Origin of the sequence: Streptomyces sp. NPDC018947, from assembly GCF_044390505.1 — a bacterium.
Taxonomy (GTDB): domain Bacteria; phylum Actinomycetota; class Actinomycetes; order Streptomycetales; family Streptomycetaceae; genus Streptomyces.
Window position 1 is genome coordinate 1 of the sequence record NZ_JBIRZD010000004.1, and the last position, 19,489, is coordinate 19,489.

Genomic DNA, 19,489 nt, shown 5'->3' on the forward strand with positions numbered 1-19,489 from the left:
TTGCGTTTCCGACTCTATCAGATCTTTCCGGACCCGATTTCCTCGGTGCTTTCCAGGTTCCCGCTTTCGCGTTTCCCTTTCCGGCGGTTCCGACTCTATCAGATCCTTTCGGGCTCTGATTCCCCGTCAGAAGGGGTTGTCTTCACGACTGTTGGGCCGTTCCGACGAGGTGAGACTCTAGCGGATTCCCGGCTCCCGAGCTAATCGGGGGCCGCGTTCTTTCGAACGTGGATTCCTCATTCCGCAAATACACACGCCAATGTCACGACGACGCCGACAGCGCAGCGCTTCGCCGAGAAGTGGTTGGTACTTGCGGGATCGCTGTCCGGGGACCGACCGGAGTCGGCGCTCACGTCGGACAACTCGGAGAACACTACGTTCGCGGACGGGGCGTGTCAACCACGGGACGGGGGCCACCCCGGGGCGTACTGTGGGCTCCGTGATGACGCGTACGTGCAACCAGTTCTGGTGGGCCGCCTGACGGCGGCCGCGCTCACGTACGTATTCGACGGCCGCCGCTTCGGCGGCCGTTCCCGTATCTCCCTCCAGGAGGGTCGGCCGGCCGGTGGCGGCGGCTCCGACCAGGAGGTGGAGAGATGAGTCGGGTCTTCAGCGGGATCAAGCCGACCGGGCATCTGACGCTGGGCAACTACCTGGGCGCCATGCGCCAGTGGGCCACGCAAGACCAGTACCGGTCGGACGCGCTGTTCTGCGTGGTCGACCTGCACGCGCTCACCGTGGACCACGACCCCGCTCGTGTGCGCCGGCTGAGCCGGCAGGCGGCGTCACTGCTGCTCGCCGCGGGGCTGGACCCGGATCTGTGCACGGTGTTCGTGCAGAGCCACGTCGACGAGCACGCCCGGCTGTCGTACGTACTGGAGTGCGTGGCGACCGACGGGGAGATGCGGCGGATGATCCAGTACAAGGAGAAGGCCGTACGGGAAAGGGAACGGGGCGGGAGCGTGCGGCTGTCGCTGCTGACGTATCCCGTGCTCATGGCGGCCGACATCCTGGCGTACGGGACGGACGAGGTGCCGGTCGGGCACGACCAGACGCAGCACGTGGAGCTGGCGCGGGATCTGGCGGTGCGGTTCAACCAGCGCTACGGGCACACGTTCGTCGTCCCGCGGGCGACCAGTCCGGCGGTGGCGGCGCGGGTGATGAACCTCCAGGAGCCGACGTCGAAGATGGGCAAGAGCGACGACGTGGGGCCGGGGATCGTCTATCTGCTGGACGAGCCGGACGTGGTGCGCAAGAAGGTCATGCGGGCCGTGACCGACAGCGGGCGCGATGTCGTCCACGACCGGGACGGGCGGCCGGGGCTGGCGAACCTCCTGGAGATCCTCGCCGCCTGCACGGGCAGGGACCCGGCCGAACTGGCCGGGGCGTACGACTCGTACGGCGCGTTGAAGAAGGACACCGCCGAGTCCGTCGTCGAGGTGCTGCGGCCCGTACGGGAACGGCACAAGGAACTGTGCGCCGACCCCGGGTACGTGGAGGGCGTGCTGCGCGACGGTGCGGAGAAGGCCCGGGCGATGGCGCGGCCCACGGTGGACGCCGCCTACCGGGCGATCGGGCTGCTGCCGCCGGTGCCGGAGAGGGTGGTGAACGCGGCCCGGTAGGCGCGGGGGCTGGTGGCGAGGCGCGATGCGAAGTGCTGGCGCATGGTGACCTCGCTGCCGAAGCCCGCCCGGCGGGCGACCTCGGGCATGGGCAGGTCGGTGCGTTCCAGGAGTCTCTGGGCCGCGGCGACGCGCTGGTCGAGGAGCCAGCGCAGGGGCGTGGTCCCCGTCTCCGCCGTGAAGTGACGGGCGAAGGAGCGCGGGGACATGCCGGCGCGGGCGGCCAGGCCGGCCACCGTCAGGGGTTCGTGCAGATGGCGCAGGGCGTGCTCGCGGACGGCGGCGAGGGCGTCGGCGTCCCGATCGGTGCGCGGGGTGGGGTGCTCGATGAACTGGGCCTGCGTGCCGGTGCGGAAGGGCGCGGTGACCATCGAGCGGGCGATGGTGGCGGCGGCCTCAGCGCCGTGGGCGAGGCGGACCAGATGGAGGCAGAGGTCGATGCCGGCCGCGGTGCCGGCGGCGGTCCAGATGTTGTCGTCCTCGACGAACAGGGCGTCGGGGACGACGGTGACGCGTGGGTGGTGGGCGCGCAGCAGGTCGGTCAGCCGCCAGTGGGTGATGGCGCGGCGGCCGTCGAGCAGGCCCGCCTGGGCGAGCGTGAAGGCGCCTCCGCACAGGGCGGCGACGGTGGTGCCGCGGGCGTGGGCGCGGCGGAGTGCGGCCAGGACCGGGGCGGGGGCCGGGGTGAGGTGGTCGTCGAGGCCGGGGACCACGACGAGGTCGGCGCCGTCGAGCCAGTCGAGGGCGCGGTCCGGGTGGAGGGCGAGGCCGCCCCGCATCGGGATCGCGGTCGTGCCGTCGGCGGCGACCCGGCGCAGGTCGAAGGCGGGGGCGCCGCGGTCGGTGCGGTCGGTGCCCCAGACCTCGGTGATGACGGAGACGTCGAAGGCGCGGATGCCGGGGAAGGCGACGAGGGCGACGCGGTAGGGGGCCCTGGTGGCGTGCTCTGCCATGGGTGGCAGTAAACCATCGATCGCTGGCTTCCATACTTCTGGGGAGCGCGGGCGGGCGGCGGCAGGATCGAGGACATGGACATCGCAGAGAACGCAGCGCTGGTGGTCGTGGACGTGCAGAAGGGCTTCGAGGAGCTCGGCTTCTGGGGGGAGCGCAACCATCCGGAGGCGGACGACAACATCGCCGCCCTCATCGACGTGTGGCAGTCGACCGGCCGGCCGGTGGTCTTCGTGCGGCACGACTCGGTCAAGCCGGGGTCGCCGCTGCGGACCGGGTACGAGGGCAACGACTTCAAGGAGTACGTGGAGCAGCGGCGCGGGAAGGGCGGGGGGCCGGAGCTGCTGGTCACGAAGACCGTGAACTCGGCCTTCCTCGGGGCGCCGGACCTCGGGGCGTGGCTGCGGGAGCAGGGGATCGGCCAGATCGTGCTGGCCGGGATCCAGACGAACATGTGCGTCGAGACGACGGCCCGGATGGGCGGGAACCTCGGCTACGAGGTGCTGGTCGCCTTCGACGCGACGTACACCTTCGACCTGGAGGGGCCGTTCGGCTGGCGGCAGACCGCGGAGGAACTGGCCCGCGCCGCGGCGGTGTCGCTGCACGGCGGCGGGTTCGCGCGGGTGGTGACGACGGGGGACCTGGTGACCGCGGCGGGGTGAGCCGGCCGGTCCGGCAGCTGCCCGGCCGACGTGAGGGGACGTCGGCCGGGCAGCCTGTCAGGACGCGGTGATGTCGGACAACTGCTGGAGCGAGCCCACGGCGCCGGCCCAGACCTTGACGTCCTTGACGCGGGCGGGCAGGTGATGGGTCCAGGTGTCGCCGTTCAGAGATCCACCGATGGTGAAGGTGCCCGAGCCGGTCGGTTCGGGCACGGAGAGCGGGCTGCCGTTCCGGTCTTTCCCGATGTAGAACTCGACCGTCCCCGCCTGAGCGTCGTGGACACCGGTCAGTCGCAGGGGTTCGTTCGTCCGGGCCACCTCCGAGGAGGTGGCCGCGTTGTGGGTGCCGTCGGCGTTCCGGCGGCCGAACTTCCAGAAGCCGGTGGGGACCAGTATCTCCTCGAGGGTGTCCGGGTCGAAGGCCGTTGTCAGCCCGGCCGCCTCGTACCACAGCCCCCAGGTGGAGCCGTCGGCCGCGCGCCAGCCGAAGACGTAACCGACGCGGCCCACGTCCCACGTGGCGACCTCGGTGCCGTCCAGCGTGACCTCCGTGCTCACAGTGAACGAACCGGTGCCGTCCACCAGCGGGCCGCCCGCCGTCGCCGCGCCGTCCACGCCGTCCAGCGTGAGCGTCCGACCGTCCAGGCCCGCGCCGCCCGACAGGGTCAGTCGGGGGCCGTAGCCCGAGACCGTGTCGGTCAGGACGGTGCCGCTCGCCCCGTCGGCCGACCAGTCGGCGACCAGTTCCATGCCGTTGCGTCCGTACCCTTCGTCGACCCGGGCCTCGGTCGCGATCTCGCCGTCGGTGAGGGGCCGTCGCCAGACCGCGACCTCGTCGAGGGACCCGTCGAAGTGGTCCGCGTACTCGGTGGGCGATCCGTCCGCCGGCGCCCGGCCGAACTGCAGCGGTCCGTCGGTCGCTCCCGTGCCGGGTGCCGGGCCGGTGGCCTGCGGCCGACCGTTGACGTACAGCCGGGTCTCGTCGGCCGAGGCGTCGTACACGGCGGCGAGGTGGGTCCAGACCCCGGGTCTCGCCCGGTGCTTGGCCGCCAGGGCCGGCTGATCGGCATCCTCGGACGGGGACGGCCCGAACGTCCAGGTGCCCCGCGTCGCGTCGTAGGCCAGGCGGAAGCCGCCGTCCTGCGCGAGCACCGTCCGGTTGGTGGTGCCCAGCGTGTCCGGACGTACCCAGGCCGACAGGGTGTAGGAGCCGCGGGTGTCGAGCACGGGGCCGTCCGTCGCCGCGTACCCGCTGCTGCCGTCCAGGACCAGGCCACGGTCCGTGACCGGGTCCGGCAGCGGTTCGTCCCATTCGCCGTGGGTCCGCACGCCACGACGCCCGCGGTCGTCGCGGGTGGCGCCGCCCGAGAGCGTGGCGTCGTTCCGCGTCGTGCCCGTGGCGGTTCCGGAGTCGACCGCCGGACCGCTCGCCTCGTCGAAGTGCCAGCGGCCGACGGTGGCCTCGCCGTTCGCCACCTTGAAGACGAAGCGGGTGGACGAGCCGCCCCAGCCGGTCCCGTCGACGGCCTGGACATAGAGGGAGTGGAGCCCGGCCTGCTGGGGGACGTAGGTGAGCGTGGCGGTCTCACCCGACACCGTCGACCAGGTGTCTTCCGACGAGAAGAGGTACCGGTAGGAGACGATGCCGGTGTCGGCCGGGTCCGGCGCGAACGTGAGGGTCGCGGCCGTGCCCGGCCCGCCGCCTCCCAGGCACTCGGCCTCGCACGGGGTGTACGGCGCGCCGATCGTCACCCGCGGGGGCAGCGGCACCGTGAGACCGGCCGCGGTGCCGTCCAGGTTCACCTCGGCGGACACCGCACCGGCCGCCGTCGCGGGCAGCGACAGCGCCGCTGCCGTCAGGGCGAGCACCGCAGCCGTGGCTCCCGCTCTTCGTGTTCGTCTCCGGCCGCGTCCGTAACCGTCGCTTAGTCCCCACCCCAGCGCCACGGAATGCCCCCTCTTCCTTCACGATCTTGACATGTGCATGGATTCAATCTGCCTGCCCATGCGGCGTCAAGGCGATTAGGAGGAGGTGCGGAGCGCGCCGTCGGCGGGGTGTCCTGGCCGGTGGAAGGTCAGTCCTTGGTGCCCGAGGCGAGTTCGCGGCTGCGGTCTCGGGCGGCTTCCAGGGCGGCGATGAGGGCTGCACGGACGCCGTGGTTCTCGAGTTCGCGGATGGCGTTGATGGTGGTGCCGGCGGGGGACGTGACGTTCTCGCGGAGCTTGACCGGGTGTTCGCCGCTGTCGCGGAGCATCTTCGCGGCGCCGATCGCGGACTGGACGATCAGGTCGTGGGCCTTGTCGCGGGGCAGGCCGAGGAGGATGCCGGCGTCCGTCATGGCTTCGACCAGGTAGAAGAAGTAGGCCGGGCCGGAGCCGGAGAGGGCGGTGCAGGCGTCCTGCTGGTTCTCCGGGACGCGCAGGGTCTTGCCGACGGAGCCGAAGATCTCCTCGGCGTGGGTGAGGTGGGCTTCGGTGGCGTGGGTGCCGGCGGAGATGACGGACATGGCCTCGTCGACGAGGGCGGGGGTGTTCGTCATGACGCGGACCACCGGGGTGCCGGAGGCGAGGCGCTCCTCGAAGAACGAGGTCGGGATGCCCGCGGCGCCGCTGACGACCAGGCGGTCGGCGGGGACGTGCGGGGCGAGTTCGTCGAGGAGGGCGCCCATGTCCTGCGGCTTGACCGTGAGGATCAGGGTGTCGGCGGTCTTGGCGGCCTCGGCGTTGGAGACGGGGGTGACTCCGTAGCGGGTGCGGAGTTCGTCGGCCCGTTCCTGGCGGCGGGCGGTGACCAGGAGGTCGGCCGGGGACCAGCCGGAGCCGATCATCCCGCTGAGCAGGGCTTCGCCGATCTTGCCGGTGCCGAGGACTGCGACTTTCTGGGTCATGGCTTGCGTTGCCCTCCGATGCCCTGGGGGTGCGGTCGTCCTCCGTCATCCTCGCACTCCGGGGGACGGGCGGGACGGGGCGTCCAGTGGGCGGGACGGTGGCCGGGCGGGGAGCGCTATGCCGTGCGGCGCCTGAGGGTGGCCGCGCCCAGGACCAGGACCAGCAGGGCGCAGCCCGCGACGATCAGCGTGTCCCGTACGAAGGCGGCCGTCATGTCGGTGTGGCGCAGGACCTCGTTCATGCCGTCGACCGCATAGGACATGGGGAGCACGTCGGAGACGGCCTCCAAAGCGGGGTGCATCCGCTCGCGCGGGGTGAACAGGCCGCAGAGCAGGAGCTGGGGGAAGATCACCGCGGGCATGAACTGGACCGCCTGGAATTCCGAGGCCGCGAAGGCCGAGACGAACAGGCCGAGTGCCGTGCCCAGCAGGGCGTCGAGCAGGGCGACCAGGAGCAGGAGCCAGGGGCTGCCGGTCACGTCGAGGCCGAGGAACCAGAGCGCGAGGCCGGTGGCCAGGGCCGACTGGACGATCGCCAGCGCCCCGAAGGCGAGGGCGTAGCCGGCGATGAGGTCGCCCTTGCCGAGCGGCATGGCGAGGAGGCGCTCCAGGGTGCCGGACGTGCGCTCGCGCAGGGTGGCGATGGACGTGACGAGGAACATCGTGATCAGCGGGAAGATCCCGAGCAGGGAGGCACCGATGGTGTCGAAGGTGCGCGGGCTGCCGTCGAAGACGTAGCGCAGCAGGAACAGCATCAGGCAGGGGATCAGGAGCAGCAGCGCGATCGTGCGGGGGTCGTGGGCGAGCTGGCGCAGTACGCGGCCCGCGGTGGCGGTGGTGCGGGAGAGGTTCAGGGGGCGCGCGGGGGCGGTGAGCGTGGTCATCGGGTGGTCTCCTTCGCTCGGGCGGCCGCGGTCGCCTCGTCCACCAGGTGGAGGAACGCCTGCTCGACGGTTTCGGTGTCCGTGCGGGTGCGCAGGGCGTCGGGGGTGTCGTCGGCCAGGAGGGTGCCCTCGCGCATCAGGAGGAGGCGGTGGCAGCGTTCGGCCTCGTCCATGACGTGGGACGACACGAGGAGGGTGGTGCCGCGGTCGGCGGCCAGGGAGTGGAAGAGGTTCCACAGGTCGCGGCGCAGTACCGGGTCGAGGCCGACGGTGGGTTCGTCGAGGACCAGCAGTTCGGGGGCGCCGAGCAGGGCCACGGCGAGGGAGACCCGGCTGCGCTGGCCGCCGGAGAGGTTGCCGGCCAGGGCGTCGGCGTGCCCGGTGAGGTCGACGTCGGCGACGGCCCGGGTGACGTTCTCGCGGCGGCGTCCGGCGGCGGCGCGGCCGGGGTCGAGGACCGCGGCGAAGTAGTCGAGGTTCTGGCGGACGGTGAGGTCGTCGAAGACGGACGGCGCCTGGGTGACGTAGCCGATGCGGGTGCGCAGGGCGGGGTGGCCGGCGGGGCGGCCCAGGACGTCGAGGGTGCCGCCGACCTTGGCCTGGGTGCCGGCGACGGCGCGCATCAGGGTGGACTTGCCGCAGCCGGAGGGTCCGAGGAGGCCGGTGATCTGGCCTCGGGGGACGGTGAAGCCGAGGTCGCGCAGGACGGTGCGGGCGCCGCGGACCACGGTGAGGTTCTCGGCGCGGACGGCGGGCGGGGAGCCGGTGCCCGGTTCCGCGGGCACCGGGGAGTCATAATTCACCATGTGATGAATAGTGCTCCCGGGGGCGGGTGCCGTCAAGCGTTCCGGCCGGCTCCCGGCATCGGGGCCGTCGCCGGCAGGAGGACCTCGCCATCACGGGAAGACGTCCAGGTGCTGCCGCTCCACGGCGGGGAAGGCCGCGCTGCTCTCCCCGGTCCGGGTCGGGAAGACCGAGTGGCTGCCTTTGCCGGCCAGGTGCGTGCCGAGGGGGACGTGGCGGCTCCGGATCGCGCAGTGGGTGGAGCGGAGGCGGCCGAAGGGGTCGGCGACGCGCCGTGGCCGGTGAGAGGCAGGGCGTTGCCGTCACGGGGAACGGCCGGCACGCCGGGGAGGGCGCGGCGGAACTCGGCGGCCGTGCCCGCGCCGGGCTCGACGGCGGACGCGGCAGGCGTCCGCGACGTAGCGGGGGGCGGGGCGGTGGCCCGCCGGGGGTGCGTGTGCATGGCCTGCGCTTGCCGGGTGCCGTCGGCCCGGGGGGTGGGTGCGCTTGCCCCGCGCTTGCGGGGGGCCTCCCCCACTCCCGGCTTCGCTCGAGCGGGGGGACCCCCACCGCCCACCCGTGCCGCCCTGGGGGTGCCTCCCAGGCCCTTCAGGCACTGGGGGAGGTACGACTGCCCGCGGCTTGGGCGGGCAGGAGGGGCGGTCGGCGGCGTACGGGGGCGCTGCGGCGTCGAAGGAGTGGGCCCGGACGGCTCGGCACCCGCGGCTTGCGGCCCGGTTGCCACGGGGCGGTCGGCCCTGTCCCCCGCACCGCGGGCCTCCCTCGCGGCGCCGGCGGCGGCCCTACCGCTTGCGGCGCTTCTTCGATGGATTGCCCGAGCGGCGGGTGGTGCGCTTCTCGTGTTCCTCGCGGGCCCTGTCGTACTCGGCGCGGTGGAGTTTCTCGCCGGGGGCCTCGGTGAAGGTGCGGAAGAAGTAGGCGAGGAGCGTGCCGACGAAGCCGATGGCCAGCAGGCCGCGCAGGGAGGCCTGGCGGTCCGGGTCGGGGCGGGCGCCGAAGCCGGACCAGGTGTGGCGGAAGGCCAGCGCGCTGCACACGGCGAACATCACGACCATCAGCAGCGAGACGAAACCGCCGACGGCCGCGATCTGGAGGCCCTGGTAGGCGACGCGCAGCACGAAGCAGGCGGCGGCCGCCGCGGCGAGCGAGCCGACGGCCACCCCGGCCCGGCGGGCGGCGTAGCCGTGGCCGTGGTCCACCCAGGTCGTGCCGAAGAACCGGAGGGGCTCGGGGCGGGGGCCGGCCGGGGCCGTGGAGCCCGCGGGGGTGTCCGGGGTGCCGTTCGTGCCGTTCTCTGCGCTCACGCGTCGATTATGGCGCCGGACGTGCCGCGGGCTCCGGGCGGGCTCAGGAGCAGCGCGGGGCGACGTACCCGTCGCTGCCGGTGCGCACGTACGTGTCGGAGACGTACTGGCCGGTGCCGATGCGGTCCCAGATCGAGCTGGTGCCGTACGGACCCGTCACCGTCGTCCCCGGCGTCTGGCAGTAGACCGGCACCGTGGCGCCCTCCGGCAGGACGCGCACGATGGCGTAGCCGGTGCCGGGGCCGCTGCGGACGTTGAGCCGGACGCCCGGGGCGACCGGGTAGTACGCGACGGCCGCCGCCGCCATGACGGCTTCCGTGCCGCCGCCGGTCTCTTCCGCATGGTCGACCGCCATGATGTCCTCCCCCGTCGGTCCCCGCGCGGCGCGCGGGGCCCCGTTGATTCCCCTGGATGCGAAAAGCAAACGCGAGTTCGCGACCCGCACACGGAGGCTAGCAAGCCGCCTCGGCCGCGGACGGCTCATCGACTAGGCTCCGAGCGTCGCGCGCGCGGAGGAACAGCACGGGGGTGGTCCCATGGCGCCACGGGAGAACGACGGAGCGGGCGCGGAAGCGGAACTTCCGGAATATGCCGGTCACTACCGTCTTGAGTCATGCCTCGGCTCGGGTGGCATGGGCGTCGTGCACGTGGCCCGCAGCACCTCCGGGATGAAGCTGGCGGTGAAGGTCGTCCACGCCCGGTACGCCGAAGACCCGGAGTTCCGGGGGCGGTTCCGGCAGGAGGTGGCCGCCGCGCGGCGGGTGAGCGGTGCCTTCACCGCGCCGGTCGTCGACGCCGACCCGCAGGCCGCCCGGCCCTGGATGGCCACCCTGTTCATCCCCGGCCCGACCCTCTCGGAACAGGTGAAGCGGAACGGGCCCATGGATCCGGCCCAGTTGCGCCGGCTGATGGCCGGACTCGCCGAGGCGCTGCGGGACATCCACCGCGTCGGGGTCGTCCACCGCGACCTGAAGCCGAGCAACGTGCTGCTGGCCGAGGACGGGCCGAAGGTCATCGACTTCGGCATCTCCCGGCCCAAGGACAGCGAACTGCGCACCGAGACCGGCAAGTTGATCGGCACGCCGCCGTTCATGGCGCCGGAGCAGTTCCGGCGGCCCCGGGAGGTGGGACCCGCGGCCGACGTCTTCGCCCTCGGGTCGCTGATGGTGCACGCGGCGACCGGACGCGGGCCCTTCGACTCGGACAGTCCGTACGTCGTCGCCTACCAGGTCGTGCACGACGAGCCGGATCTGACCGGCGTACCGGAGTCGCTGGCGCCCCTGGTGCTGCGGTGCCTGGCCAAGGAGCCGGAGGAACGGCCCACACCGGACGAGCTGATGCGGGAGCTGCGGTCGGTGGCGGCGCTGTACGACACGCAGTCGTTCATGCCGGCGGCGCGGACCTGGCCGGACGGACCGCCGCGGCCCCCGGCGGAAGAGGCACGAGCGGACGCGGGGAAGAAGACCCCGGCCGACGAGCCCCGCGCCGAGGACGCCCGCCCGGAGGAACCCGCCGCGCGTTCCGTGCGCCGGCTCGGTCGGCGGACGGTGCTGGTCGCCGGGGTGCTGTGCCTCGCCGTGCTCGGCGGGCTCGCCTCGCTCCAGTGGTCCGGCGGCTCGGACCCGGCGCGGCAGACCGCCGTGGCGCGGGACGCTTCGGGCTTCGGCGCGTGGGAGACGGAGACGGCCCCGCGGTCCGGGGTGCCGCAGTGCTCGTACGGCGCGGGCAAACTGATGTGCGGGCGGCCGGGGCTGGTCTTCGCCCTGGACCCGGCCGACGGCCGCACGCTGTGGCGCCACGCCGTCACGGAGGCGACGCGCAGCCAGCCGCCCGTCATGGCGGGCGGCCTCGTACAGCCGGAAGTCGGTCTGATCGGCGACCTGGAGGCGCTCGACCCAGCCACCGGCGAGGTGGCGTGGCACAAGGGGATGCCCGAGTACAACGGCCTGCGGTGCGCGGGCGGCATGCTCCTGCTCACCGCCGCCGACGGTCGGGTCACCGGCGTGGACGGCGCGACGGGCGAGGCCGAGTGGTCCCGCCACATCCCCGGGCAGTCCGTGCCGTACTTCTCCGCCTTCGCCGGGGACCCGACGGCGTACGCGGTGAGCGTGTCCGGGGACGGGACGGGCACCCGTGTGACCGCCGTGGACCCGGCCACCGGTGAGGTGCGGTGGGACGCCGATCTGGAGGGGACGCTGACCCCGGCGGGCGCGGCGGACGGGTCGGTGTACTTCCTGGCCGGCGGCGCGGCGTACGGCGACGCGACCGCCGTGCTGCGCTACACGCCCACCACCCGGTCCCTGCGCCGGGTGGAGCTGGAACTCCCGGTCGAGCAGGCGCAGGCGGGGGTGCGCGGGGAGACCGTCTACCTCATGGGCGCGGGCGGCTCGCTGGTGGCCGTCGACATGGCGTCGGGCAGGCAGCGGTGGCGGCTGGAGACGGGGGTGAGCCGGGGCTCGGCGCCCGCCTCGGACGGACGGCACGTGTACGTCACCGCTCCCGACGGGCGGCTCCTCGGCGTCGACGCCCGCACGGGGAAGCTCCTCGGGCAGACCCGGCCGCGGCTCGGCGCCGACTCCGACCGGGTGCCCGCCACGCTGCACGTGCCGGTGCTCGCGGGCGGGCACGTCTACGCCGGTGCGCCGGACGGCGCCGTGTTCGGCGTGGACGGGCGGGACCCGGCCACCTGGTAGCCGGGGCCCGCGGGGGCGGTCAGCCCAGCTTGCTCACGTCCCGGACGGCGCCCTTGTCGGCGCTGGTCGCCATCGCCGCGTACGCCCGCAGGGCCGCGGAGACCTTGCGCTCGCGGTTCTTCGGGGCGTACACGCCGTTCAGGGCCTGCTCGCGGCGGGCCAGTTCGGCGTCGTCGACCAGCAGCTCGATGGAGCGGCTCGGGATGTCGATGCGGATCCGGTCGCCGTCCTCGACCAGCGCGATGGTGCCGCCCGAGGCCGCCTCGGGGCTGGCGTGGCCGATGGACAGGCCGGAGGTGCCGCCGGAGAAGCGGCCGTCGGTGACCAGGGCGCAGGCCTTTCCGAGGCCGCGGCTCTTCAGGTACGACGTGGGGTAGAGCATCTCCTGCATGCCGGGACCGCCCTTGGGGCCCTCGTAGCGGATGACGACGACGTCGCCCTCCTTGACCTGCTTGGTGAGGATCTTCTCGACGGCCTCCTCCTGCGACTCGCAGACGACCGCGGGGCCCTCGAAGGTCCAGATGGACTCGTCGACGCCGGCGGTCTTGACGACGCAGCCGTCGACGGCCAGGTTGCCGCGCAGCACCGCGAGGCCGCCGTCCTTGGAGTAGGCGTGCTCGGCGGAGCGGATGCAGCCGCCCTCGGCGTCCTCGTCCAGGGACTCCCAGCGCTCGGACTGGGAGAAGGCCTCGGCGGAACGCACACAGCCGGGGGCCGCGTGCCACAGCTCGACGGCCTCCGGGGACGGGGAGCCGCCGCGGACGTCCCAGGTCTTCAGCCAGTCCGCCAGGGACGGGCTGTGCACGGCGTGGACGTCCTCGTTGAGCAGGCCCGCGCGGTGCAGCTCGCCGAGGAGGGCGGGGATGCCGCCGGCGCGGTGCACGTCCTCCATGTAGTACGTGCGGTCCTTCGCGGCGTTGGGCGCCACCTTGGCCAGGCAGGGGACGCGGCGCGAGAGGGCGTCCATCTCGGCGAGGCCGAAGGGGACCTCCGCCTCCTGGGCGGCGGCCAGCAGGTGCAGGATCGTGTTGGTCGAGCCGCCCATGGCGATGTCGAGGGCCATGGCGTTCTCGAAGGCCGCCGGGGTGGCGATGCTGCGGGGCAGGACCGAGTCGTCGTCCTGCTCGTAGTAGCGGCGGGTCAGCTCCAGCACCGTGCGGGCGGCGTCCTCGTACAGCGCCCGGCGCGCGGTGTGGGTGGCCAGGACCGAGCCGTTGCCGGGCAGGGAGAGGCCGATGGCCTCGGTGAGGCAGTTCATCGAGTTGGCGGTGAACATGCCGGAGCAGGAGCCGCAGGTCGGGCAGGCGTTCTCCTCGATGCGGAGCACGTCCGCGTCGGAGACCTTGTCGTTGGCCGCCTCGACCATCGCGTCGACCAGGTCCAGCGTGCGGACCGTGCCGTCGACCAGGGTGGCGCGGCCGGACTCCATCGGGCCGCCGGAGACGAAGACCGTCGGGATGTTCAGCCGCAGCGCGGCGTTGAGCATGCCGGGGGTGATCTTGTCGCAGTTGGAGATGCAGATCAGGGCGTCGGCGCAGTGGGCCTCGACCATGTACTCCACGCTGTCCGCGATCAGGTCGCGGGAGGGCAGGGAGTACAGCATGCCGCCGTGGCCCATGGCGATGCCGTCGTCGACGGCGATCGTGTTGAACTCGCGCGGGATGCCGCCGGCCGCGACGACGGCCTCGCTGACGATCCGGCCGACCGGGGCGAGGTGCGTGTGGCCCGGCACGAACTCCGTGAAGCTGTTGGCGACCGCGATGATCGGCTTCCGGCCGATGTCCGCGCCGGGTACACCGGAGGCACGCATGAGGGCGCGGGCGCCCGCCATGTTGCGGCCGTGGGTGACTGTGCGGGACCTCAGCTCGGGCATCGTCGCTCGCTCCTTCGGAGAGTTCTGCCAGGAAGCGCTGACAGTTTTCTGACTGTCGACGAGCGTACGCCGGTCATCCAGGTGCCGGGACAAGGTGTCCGGAATGCGGGATGCGCGTCTTGCCGCCGAGGGCTTCAGGGGCCGGTGAGATGCCCCTGTACGACGGGAGCCAGCCGGGCGATGATCCGCTCGGGGTCCGCCGACGCCAGCGGCTCCACCTTGATGACGTACCGCAGCATCGCGCACCCCACGAGCTGCGCCGCCGCCAGCTCCGCGCGCAGTTCCGCGTCCGGCAGGTCGAGCTGGGCGGCGATGCGGCGCAGCAACTGGGCGGAGATCATGCGCCGGAAGACGGCGGCCGCGGTGTCGTTGTCCACGGCGGAGCGGACGATGGCCAGCAGCGGGGCGCGGGTGGCGGGGTTCTCCCAGAGGCCGAGGACGAAGCGGGTGAAGCGCTCGCCGACCTCGTCGAGCGGGGCGTCGCCGATCGCCTCGGGTGCCGCGAGGGCGGGTGCGAAGGCGACCTCGATCGCCGCCTCGAAGACCTGCTCCTTGGTGCCGAAGTAGTGGTGCACGAGCGCGGAGTCCACGCCGGCCGCCTTGGCGATGCCGCGTACGGAGGTCTTCGCGTAGCCCCGTTCCGAGAACTCCTCGCGGGCCGCGTCGAGGATCCGGTCGCGGGTGCCGGCGGACTCGGTGCGCGGGGGGCGTCCGCGGCGCCGGGCGGGGGTGTGGGAGGCGCCCCGGGCCTCGGGGGCGGTGCTCATCGGCGAGGGGCCCTCGCCGCCGGGGCCGCCGACGCCAGGTGCAGGCGCGTGAAGGCCAGGGCCTCGGCGAGATCGGCCTCACGTTCGGCGCTGGACATGGCGCGCCTGGTGTTGACCTCGATGACGACATGGCCGTCGAAGCCGGTGCGGGCCAGCCGTTCCAGTACCTCGGCGCAGGGCTGGTCGCCGCGGCCGGGGACCAGGTGCTCGTCCTTGGCGGAGCCCCTGCCGTCGGCGAGGTGGACGTGGCCCAGGCGGTCGCCCATGCGGTCGACCATGCCGAGGGTGTCGGTGCGGGCCGTGGCGGTGTGGCTGAGGTCGATCGTGAAGTGGCGGTAGTCCTCCTTCGTCACGTCCCAGTCGGGCGCGTAGGCGAGCATCTCGCGGTCGCGGTAGCGCCACGGGTACATGTTCTCCACCGCGAACCGCACGTCCGTCTCGCCCGCCATCCGCCAGATGCCGTTGACGAAGTCGCGGGCGTACTGCCGCTGCCAGCGGAACGGCGGGTGCACGACGACGGTGCTCGCGCCGAGCTTCTCGGCGGCCGCGCGGGCGCGCTGGAGCTTGGTCCACGGGTCGGTGGACCAGACGCGCTGCGTGATGAGCAGGCAGGGCGCGTGCACCGCCAGGACCGGCATCCGGTGGTAGTCGCTGAGCCGGCGCAGGGCCTCGATGTCCTGGCTGACCGGATCGGTCCACACCATGACCTCGACCCCGTCGTAACCGAGGCGCGCGGCGATCTCGAAGGCCGTCGCCGTCGACTCCGGATAGACGGAAGCCGTCGACAGGGCGACCTTCGCGTCCGGGATGCGGACTACGTCCCTTGGTTCTGCCACGGGGGCCAGGTTACGGGGTACGGGCGGGGAGCCGCGGGGTGCCCGTTCGCCGTTGTGGCGATTGCCATAGGGCGGGGGCGGGGTCCGCGGGGTCGTACGCGCCCACGCGGCGCAGCCGCCCGCCGGTACGGTCCCGCCTGCCCGGGGGGCGCGTCATCCCTGGCCCATGTGGTCCAGGCGCCGCAGGATGACGCCCTCCCTGAGGGCCCACGGGCAGATCTCCAGGTTCTCCACGTGGAAGAGGTCCATACCGGCCTCGGCGACCAGCGCGCCGGCCAGGAGCTGGCCCGCGCGGCCCTCGGAGACGCCCGGCAGCTCGGCGCGCTCGTCGGCCGTCATGGCCCCCAGCCGGGGCACCCAGGACTCCAGGGACGCCCGCTTCAGCTCGCGCTGGACGTACAGGCCCTCGGCGGACCGGGCGGCGCCGGTGAGGCGGGCGAGCTGCTTGAACGTCTTCGAGGTGGCCACCACGTGGTCGGGGGCGCCGAAGCGGCTGAACTCCCCCACCGTGCGGGCGATCTCCGTACGGACGTGGCGGCGCAGCGCCCGTACGTCGTCCGGGTCGGGCGGGTCGCCGGGCAGCCAGGCGGCGGTCAGCCGGCCCGCGCCGAGCGGCAGCGACACCGCGGCGTCCGGTTCCTCGTCGATGCCGTACGCGATCTCCAGGGAGCCGCCGCCGATGTCCAGGACCAGCAGCCGGCCCGCCGACCAGCCGAACCAGCGGCGCACGGCGAGGAAGGTGAGCCGGGCCTCCTCCTCGCCGCTGAGCACGGCCAGCTCCACGCCGGTCTCCTCGCGGACACGGGCCAGGACGTCGTCGGCGTTGCGGGCCTCGCGCACGGCGGAGGTGGCGAACGGCAGCAGGTCCTCCACGCCCTTGTCCTCGGCGGCCTGAAGCGCCTCGTGGACGACCGCGATCAGCCGGTCCACGCCTTCGGGGCCGATGGCGCCGTCGCCGTCGAGGAGTTGGGCGAGGCGCAGCTCCGCCTTGTGCGAGTGCGCGGGCAGCGGGCGCGCGCCGGGGTGCGCGTCCACCACCAGCAGATGCACCGTGTTCGAACCCACGTCGAGGACACCGAGTCTCATGTAGGGAACGCTACTGCCGACGGAGCGGACGGCGGTGCCCTCGTTCGGCCACGGCGACTTACCCTGGACCCGTGCCAAAGACGAAAAAGGCGAAGGACGCAAAGTCGCCCAAGAAGGACAAGAAGTATCAGAAGGACGCGCTGAGCGGGGCGGGCGCGGGTACTGCCGCGGCTCCGTCCACGGGTCCTTCGGCGGATTCTCCGGCGGGTCCTTCGGCGGACGACGAGAAGGGCCTCGACTTCGCGCGCGCGTGGGTGGAGTTTCCCGATCCGGCGGACGACGAGCAGGTCTTCCGCTGCGATCTGACATGGCTGACCTCTCGCTGGAACTGCATCTTCGGCAGCGGCTGCCAGGGCATCCAGGCCGGCCGTGCGGACGACGGGTGCTGCTCGCTGGGCGCCCACTTCTCCGACGAGGACGACGAGCGGCGGGTCGCCGAGCATGTGGCGAGGCTCACGCCGGACATCTGGCAGCACCACGCCGAGGGCACGGAGAACGGCTGGGTGTCCGAGGACGAGGAGGGCTCCCGGCAGACCCGGCCCTTCCAGGGCTCGTGCATCTTCCAGAACCGGCCCGGCTTCGCCGGCGGTGCGGGCTGCTCGCTGCACATCCTCGCGCTGCGGGAGGGCCGCGAGCCGCTGGAGACCAAGCCGGACGTGTGCTGGCAGCTCCCGGTGCGGCGGACGTACGAGTGGATCGACCGGCCCGACGACACCCGCGTGCTCCAGGTGTCGATCGGTGAGTACGACCGGCGGGGCTGGGGTCCGGGCGGGCACGACCTGCACTGGTGGTGCACCTCGGCGACCTCCGCCCACGGTGCCGGCGAGCCGGTGTACGTCAGCTACCGGCCGGAGCTGATCGAGATGATGGGCAAGGCGGGCTACGACCGGCTGGCCGAGCTGTGCGAACAGCGGCTGGCGTCGAGGCTCCCGCTGGTGGCCCCGCACCCGGCGGACCCCGCGCGCTGAGCCCCGTCCACGGCGTTCGCGGACGGGACCGTCGCTACGGCGTGGACCCGCTCGGGTCGCCGTCGTCCGCGGGCGGCGGTGACGAGTCGCCCGGGCTGCCGGTGGGCGACGGCGCCGTGGACGTCGGGTCCGGTCCGGGCGAGGTCGGCGGCGGGTCGCTGGTGGGTGTCGGGTCGGGGGCCGAGGTCGACGGCGACGGGTCCGGGCCCGGGTCGGACGGGGGCGGGGAGTCGGGTGTGCTGGGGCGCGGGTCGGGCCTGGACGGACCGGGGGCCGTGCCGTAGCCCCGGATCGACACGACGGTGCCCGAGGGGGCGATGGCCACCGTGGCGCTCCAGTGGCCGGACGGCTCGCGCAGGTGGTCGACGTAGACCCTGAGCGTCAGCGACTCGCCGGGGCGCAGGGTGCCCGAGGTCTGGCTCAGGTAGAGCCAGGGGGCGCCGGTGGCCGCCGACCAGGACACCGGGGCGTCGCCGGTCGCCGTCAGGGTGACCAGCGTGGTGTCGCCGTCGTTCCCGGCCGTCACTTCCAGTTGGCCGGTGCCCTTGCCGTCCGGGCCGGTGACGCCGACGACCTCGACGGAGACGTCGGCCTTGCCGTCCTTGCCGAAGTGGGGGCCGGGCTTCGTGCTCGCGTTGCCCGCGTTCTGGTAGCCGCCGTCCGCCTGCCCGCCCTCCAGACCGTCGGGGCCGTGCGCCTCGCTGGCGCTGGCCGAGCGGCCGTCCTCGCCCTCGCCCACGGGCGTGCCCCGGTAGGCCGCCCACAGGGCCAGCACCGGGGCCGCGACGACCGTGGCGACGACGGTCGTCGTGACGGCACGCGCGCGCAGGCGGTCCCTGCGGGCCGCGCGGTCCTTCGGGTCCATCGGGAAGCCGCGCCGGTCGAAGCGGGGGGCCGCGCCCCTCGCACGCGGGACGTGCGCCGTCGCCAGGTGCAGCGTCGCGCGGGGCGCCGCCACGACGGGCAGTTCGGCGGGGGTCACGGTGGTCCCGGGCCAGCGGCCGGGGATCGCGCGCTCGGCGGTCCGGCGGCAGCGCGGGCAGTCGTCGACGTGCCGGACCAGTTCGCGGCGCAGGGCCGCGCTGAGCACGAACTTGTTCTCGCCGGTGAGGCGGGACGCTCCCGCGCAGGTACCGGTCTCCACGACGGCGAGGGCGGCGCGGGTGCGCTCGACCTCGCAGGCCGCGGCGGCGAGCAGTTCGCGGGTGCCGGCCTGGTCCATGCCGAGCACGGCGGCGACCTCGTGGGCGGAGAGGTGGTGGCGCACGGCGAGCTCCAGCGCCTCGCGCTGCTCCGGGGTGGTCCCGGCGGCCTCCGGCCAGGCCAGCAGGGCCAGTTCGCCGCGGCGGCGCTCCTGCTCCTCGGCGGTGGGGCGCGGGGTGGTCCGCGCGGGCGGGCACGGGCGGTCGGAGGGACCGCGGTCCGGGGGTGTGCGGTTCGCCGCGTGGCTGCCCTGACGTTTCTGCTTGGCCTCGGCGAGCTTGCGCAGGCAGGCCCAGCGGGCCAGGGCGTACAGCCAGGCCCGGCGGTCCGCGGGGTCCGGGCCGCGGTGGCTCCGGCGCTCGGCCAGGGCGAGGACGTCGCCGAGGGCGGCGGTCGCCTTGTCGTGGTCGCACAGGACGGACAGGCAGTACGTGAACAGGCCGTCCAGGTACGCGTCGTAGCGTGTGGGCGGCCGCTGCGCCACCGCGCGAGCCGCCGCGCGGTCACGGGCCTCCCGGTGCGCCCGGTGTGCGCCGGTCGTGCGGGTCGTGGTCTCCGGACTGCTCCTCATCACCCCAGCGACCGTAGGGGGCCATGGGTGGCGCGAACTGGCGCGTTGCACGTATTTAATCCGTACGGGTGAAACGAACCCTCATAAGGGGACAGGAACCTGTTGTTCCGCACGTCTTGGGGTGCGTACGGGGTGGCTGCGGCGGTGTGGGGGCTGTGGGGGCGGTCGGTGCGTGGTGGGGTGCCTGCGGGTGCCTGCGGCGGCCTCTGCGGGGCGGTGGGGGTTGCGGGGTGCCTGCGGCGGCCTGTGCGGGTTCGGTGGGGGTGCGCGTTCGGTTGTGTTGTGGGTCGGGGCCGGGGGGGGGGGGGGGGGGGGGGGGGGGGGGGGGGGGGGGGGGGGGGGGGGGGCCGGGGGCGGGGGGGGGGGGCGGGCCGCGC

17 protein-coding genes are annotated in these 19,489 nt (G+C 73.6%); 5 read left to right on the forward strand and 12 right to left on the reverse strand.

Going from position 1 to position 19,489, the window contains the following annotated elements:
* The first annotated feature begins 453 nt into the window (after positions 1 to 453).
* Together ACH499_RS10240 and trpS are read left to right on the forward strand one after the other, a co-directional pair.
* Positions 454 to 600: a hypothetical protein gene (locus ACH499_RS10240; protein WP_356205971.1), complete on the forward strand. Its 147-nt coding sequence runs from the start codon at positions 454 to 456 to the stop codon at positions 598 to 600.
* The gene (trpS, locus tag ACH499_RS10245) at positions 597 to 1,622 is read left to right on the forward strand and encodes a tryptophan--tRNA ligase (RefSeq protein WP_399014770.1); all 1,026 of its coding nucleotides are present in this window, start codon (positions 597 to 599) and stop codon (positions 1,620 to 1,622) included. Before ACH499_RS10240 ends, trpS begins: the two co-directional genes overlap by 4 nt.
* Here trpS and ACH499_RS10250 read toward each other — a convergent pair.
* The gene (locus ACH499_RS10250) at positions 1,562 to 2,575 is read right to left on the reverse strand and encodes a GlxA family transcriptional regulator (protein ID WP_399014772.1); all 1,014 of its coding nucleotides are present in this window, start codon (positions 2,573 to 2,575) and stop codon (positions 1,562 to 1,564) included. The two genes, trpS and ACH499_RS10250, sit on opposite strands and share 61 nt — an antisense overlap.
* Positions 2,576 to 2,650: 75 nt before the next feature.
* Here ACH499_RS10250 and ACH499_RS10255 point away from each other — a divergent pair, with 75 nt between their 5' ends.
* Positions 2,651 to 3,235 carry a cysteine hydrolase family protein gene (locus tag ACH499_RS10255; RefSeq protein WP_399014775.1) on the forward strand — a complete coding sequence of 195 codons (585 nt, stop codon included), beginning with the start codon at positions 2,651 to 2,653 and terminating at the stop codon, positions 3,233 to 3,235.
* A gap of 57 nt (positions 3,236 to 3,292) precedes the next feature.
* Here the strand turns inward: ACH499_RS10255 and ACH499_RS10260 are convergent, their stop codons facing one another.
* From ACH499_RS10260 to ACH499_RS10285, 6 genes are all read right to left on the reverse strand, one after another.
* On the reverse strand, positions 3,293 to 5,104 hold the full coding sequence (locus tag ACH499_RS10260; protein ID WP_399014776.1) for a LamG domain-containing protein: 1,812 nt from the start codon (positions 5,102 to 5,104) through the stop codon (positions 3,293 to 3,295).
* 206 nt (positions 5,105 to 5,310) lie between these two features.
* Entirely contained in the window at positions 5,311 to 6,123 is an 813-nt protein-coding gene (gene proC, locus ACH499_RS10265; RefSeq protein WP_399014778.1) for a pyrroline-5-carboxylate reductase, read from the reverse strand.
* A 116-nt stretch (positions 6,124 to 6,239) separates the two neighbouring features.
* Positions 6,240 to 7,007 (reverse strand): ABC transporter permease, encoded by a 768-nt coding sequence (locus ACH499_RS10270; protein WP_399014780.1) that lies wholly within the window; start codon positions 7,005 to 7,007, stop codon positions 6,240 to 6,242.
* Complete coding sequence (locus tag ACH499_RS10275; RefSeq protein WP_399014782.1) at positions 7,004 to 7,813, reverse strand: ABC transporter ATP-binding protein; 810 nt, start codon at positions 7,811 to 7,813, stop codon at positions 7,004 to 7,006. The genes ACH499_RS10270 and ACH499_RS10275 overlap by 4 nt, the downstream gene beginning before the upstream one ends.
* A gap of 780 nt (positions 7,814 to 8,593) precedes the next feature.
* Entirely contained in the window at positions 8,594 to 9,115 is a 522-nt protein-coding gene (locus ACH499_RS10280) for an EamA/RhaT family transporter (protein ID WP_356205963.1), read from the reverse strand.
* Between the two features lie 43 nt (positions 9,116 to 9,158).
* On the reverse strand, positions 9,159 to 9,470 hold the full coding sequence (locus tag ACH499_RS10285; RefSeq protein ID WP_356205962.1) for an SH3 domain-containing protein: 312 nt from the start codon (positions 9,468 to 9,470) through the stop codon (positions 9,159 to 9,161).
* Between the two features lie 181 nt (positions 9,471 to 9,651).
* On the opposite strand from ACH499_RS10285, the gene ACH499_RS10290 reads away from it, so the two are divergent.
* Entirely contained in the window at positions 9,652 to 11,808 is a 2,157-nt protein-coding gene (locus tag ACH499_RS10290; RefSeq protein WP_399014784.1) for a PQQ-binding-like beta-propeller repeat protein, read from the forward strand.
* 19 nt (positions 11,809 to 11,827) lie between these two features.
* Here the strand turns inward: ACH499_RS10290 and ilvD are convergent, their stop codons facing one another.
* The 4 genes from ilvD to ACH499_RS10310 all read right to left on the reverse strand — a co-directional run bounded on the left by ilvD (position 11,828) and on the right by ACH499_RS10310 (position 16,370).
* Complete coding sequence (gene ilvD / locus ACH499_RS10295) at positions 11,828 to 13,681, reverse strand: dihydroxy-acid dehydratase (protein ID WP_356205960.1); 1,854 nt, start codon at positions 13,679 to 13,681, stop codon at positions 11,828 to 11,830.
* A 134-nt stretch (positions 13,682 to 13,815) separates the two neighbouring features.
* The gene (locus tag ACH499_RS10300) at positions 13,816 to 14,448 is read right to left on the reverse strand and encodes a TetR family transcriptional regulator (protein WP_356205959.1); all 633 of its coding nucleotides are present in this window, start codon (positions 14,446 to 14,448) and stop codon (positions 13,816 to 13,818) included.
* A complete protein-coding gene (locus tag ACH499_RS10305) occupies positions 14,445 to 15,284 on the reverse strand; it encodes a sugar phosphate isomerase/epimerase (RefSeq protein ID WP_356205958.1) in 840 nt (279 codons plus the stop codon). The genes ACH499_RS10300 and ACH499_RS10305 overlap by 4 nt, the downstream gene beginning before the upstream one ends.
* A 153-nt stretch (positions 15,285 to 15,437) precedes the next feature.
* Complete coding sequence (locus ACH499_RS10310; protein ID WP_356205957.1) at positions 15,438 to 16,370, reverse strand: Ppx/GppA phosphatase family protein; 933 nt, start codon at positions 16,368 to 16,370, stop codon at positions 15,438 to 15,440.
* Between the two features lie 71 nt (positions 16,371 to 16,441).
* Here ACH499_RS10310 and ACH499_RS10315 point away from each other — a divergent pair, with 71 nt between their 5' ends.
* Positions 16,442 to 17,338, forward strand: coding sequence for a hypothetical protein (locus ACH499_RS10315; RefSeq protein WP_399014788.1), 897 nt, complete (start codon positions 16,442 to 16,444; stop codon positions 17,336 to 17,338).
* Positions 17,339 to 17,372: 34 nt separating this feature from the next.
* Here the strand turns inward: ACH499_RS10315 and ACH499_RS10320 are convergent, their stop codons facing one another.
* Positions 17,373 to 19,112 (reverse strand): hypothetical protein, encoded by a 1,740-nt coding sequence (locus tag ACH499_RS10320; protein ID WP_399015158.1) that lies wholly within the window; start codon positions 19,110 to 19,112, stop codon positions 17,373 to 17,375.
* Positions 19,113 to 19,489 lie beyond the last annotated feature (377 nt).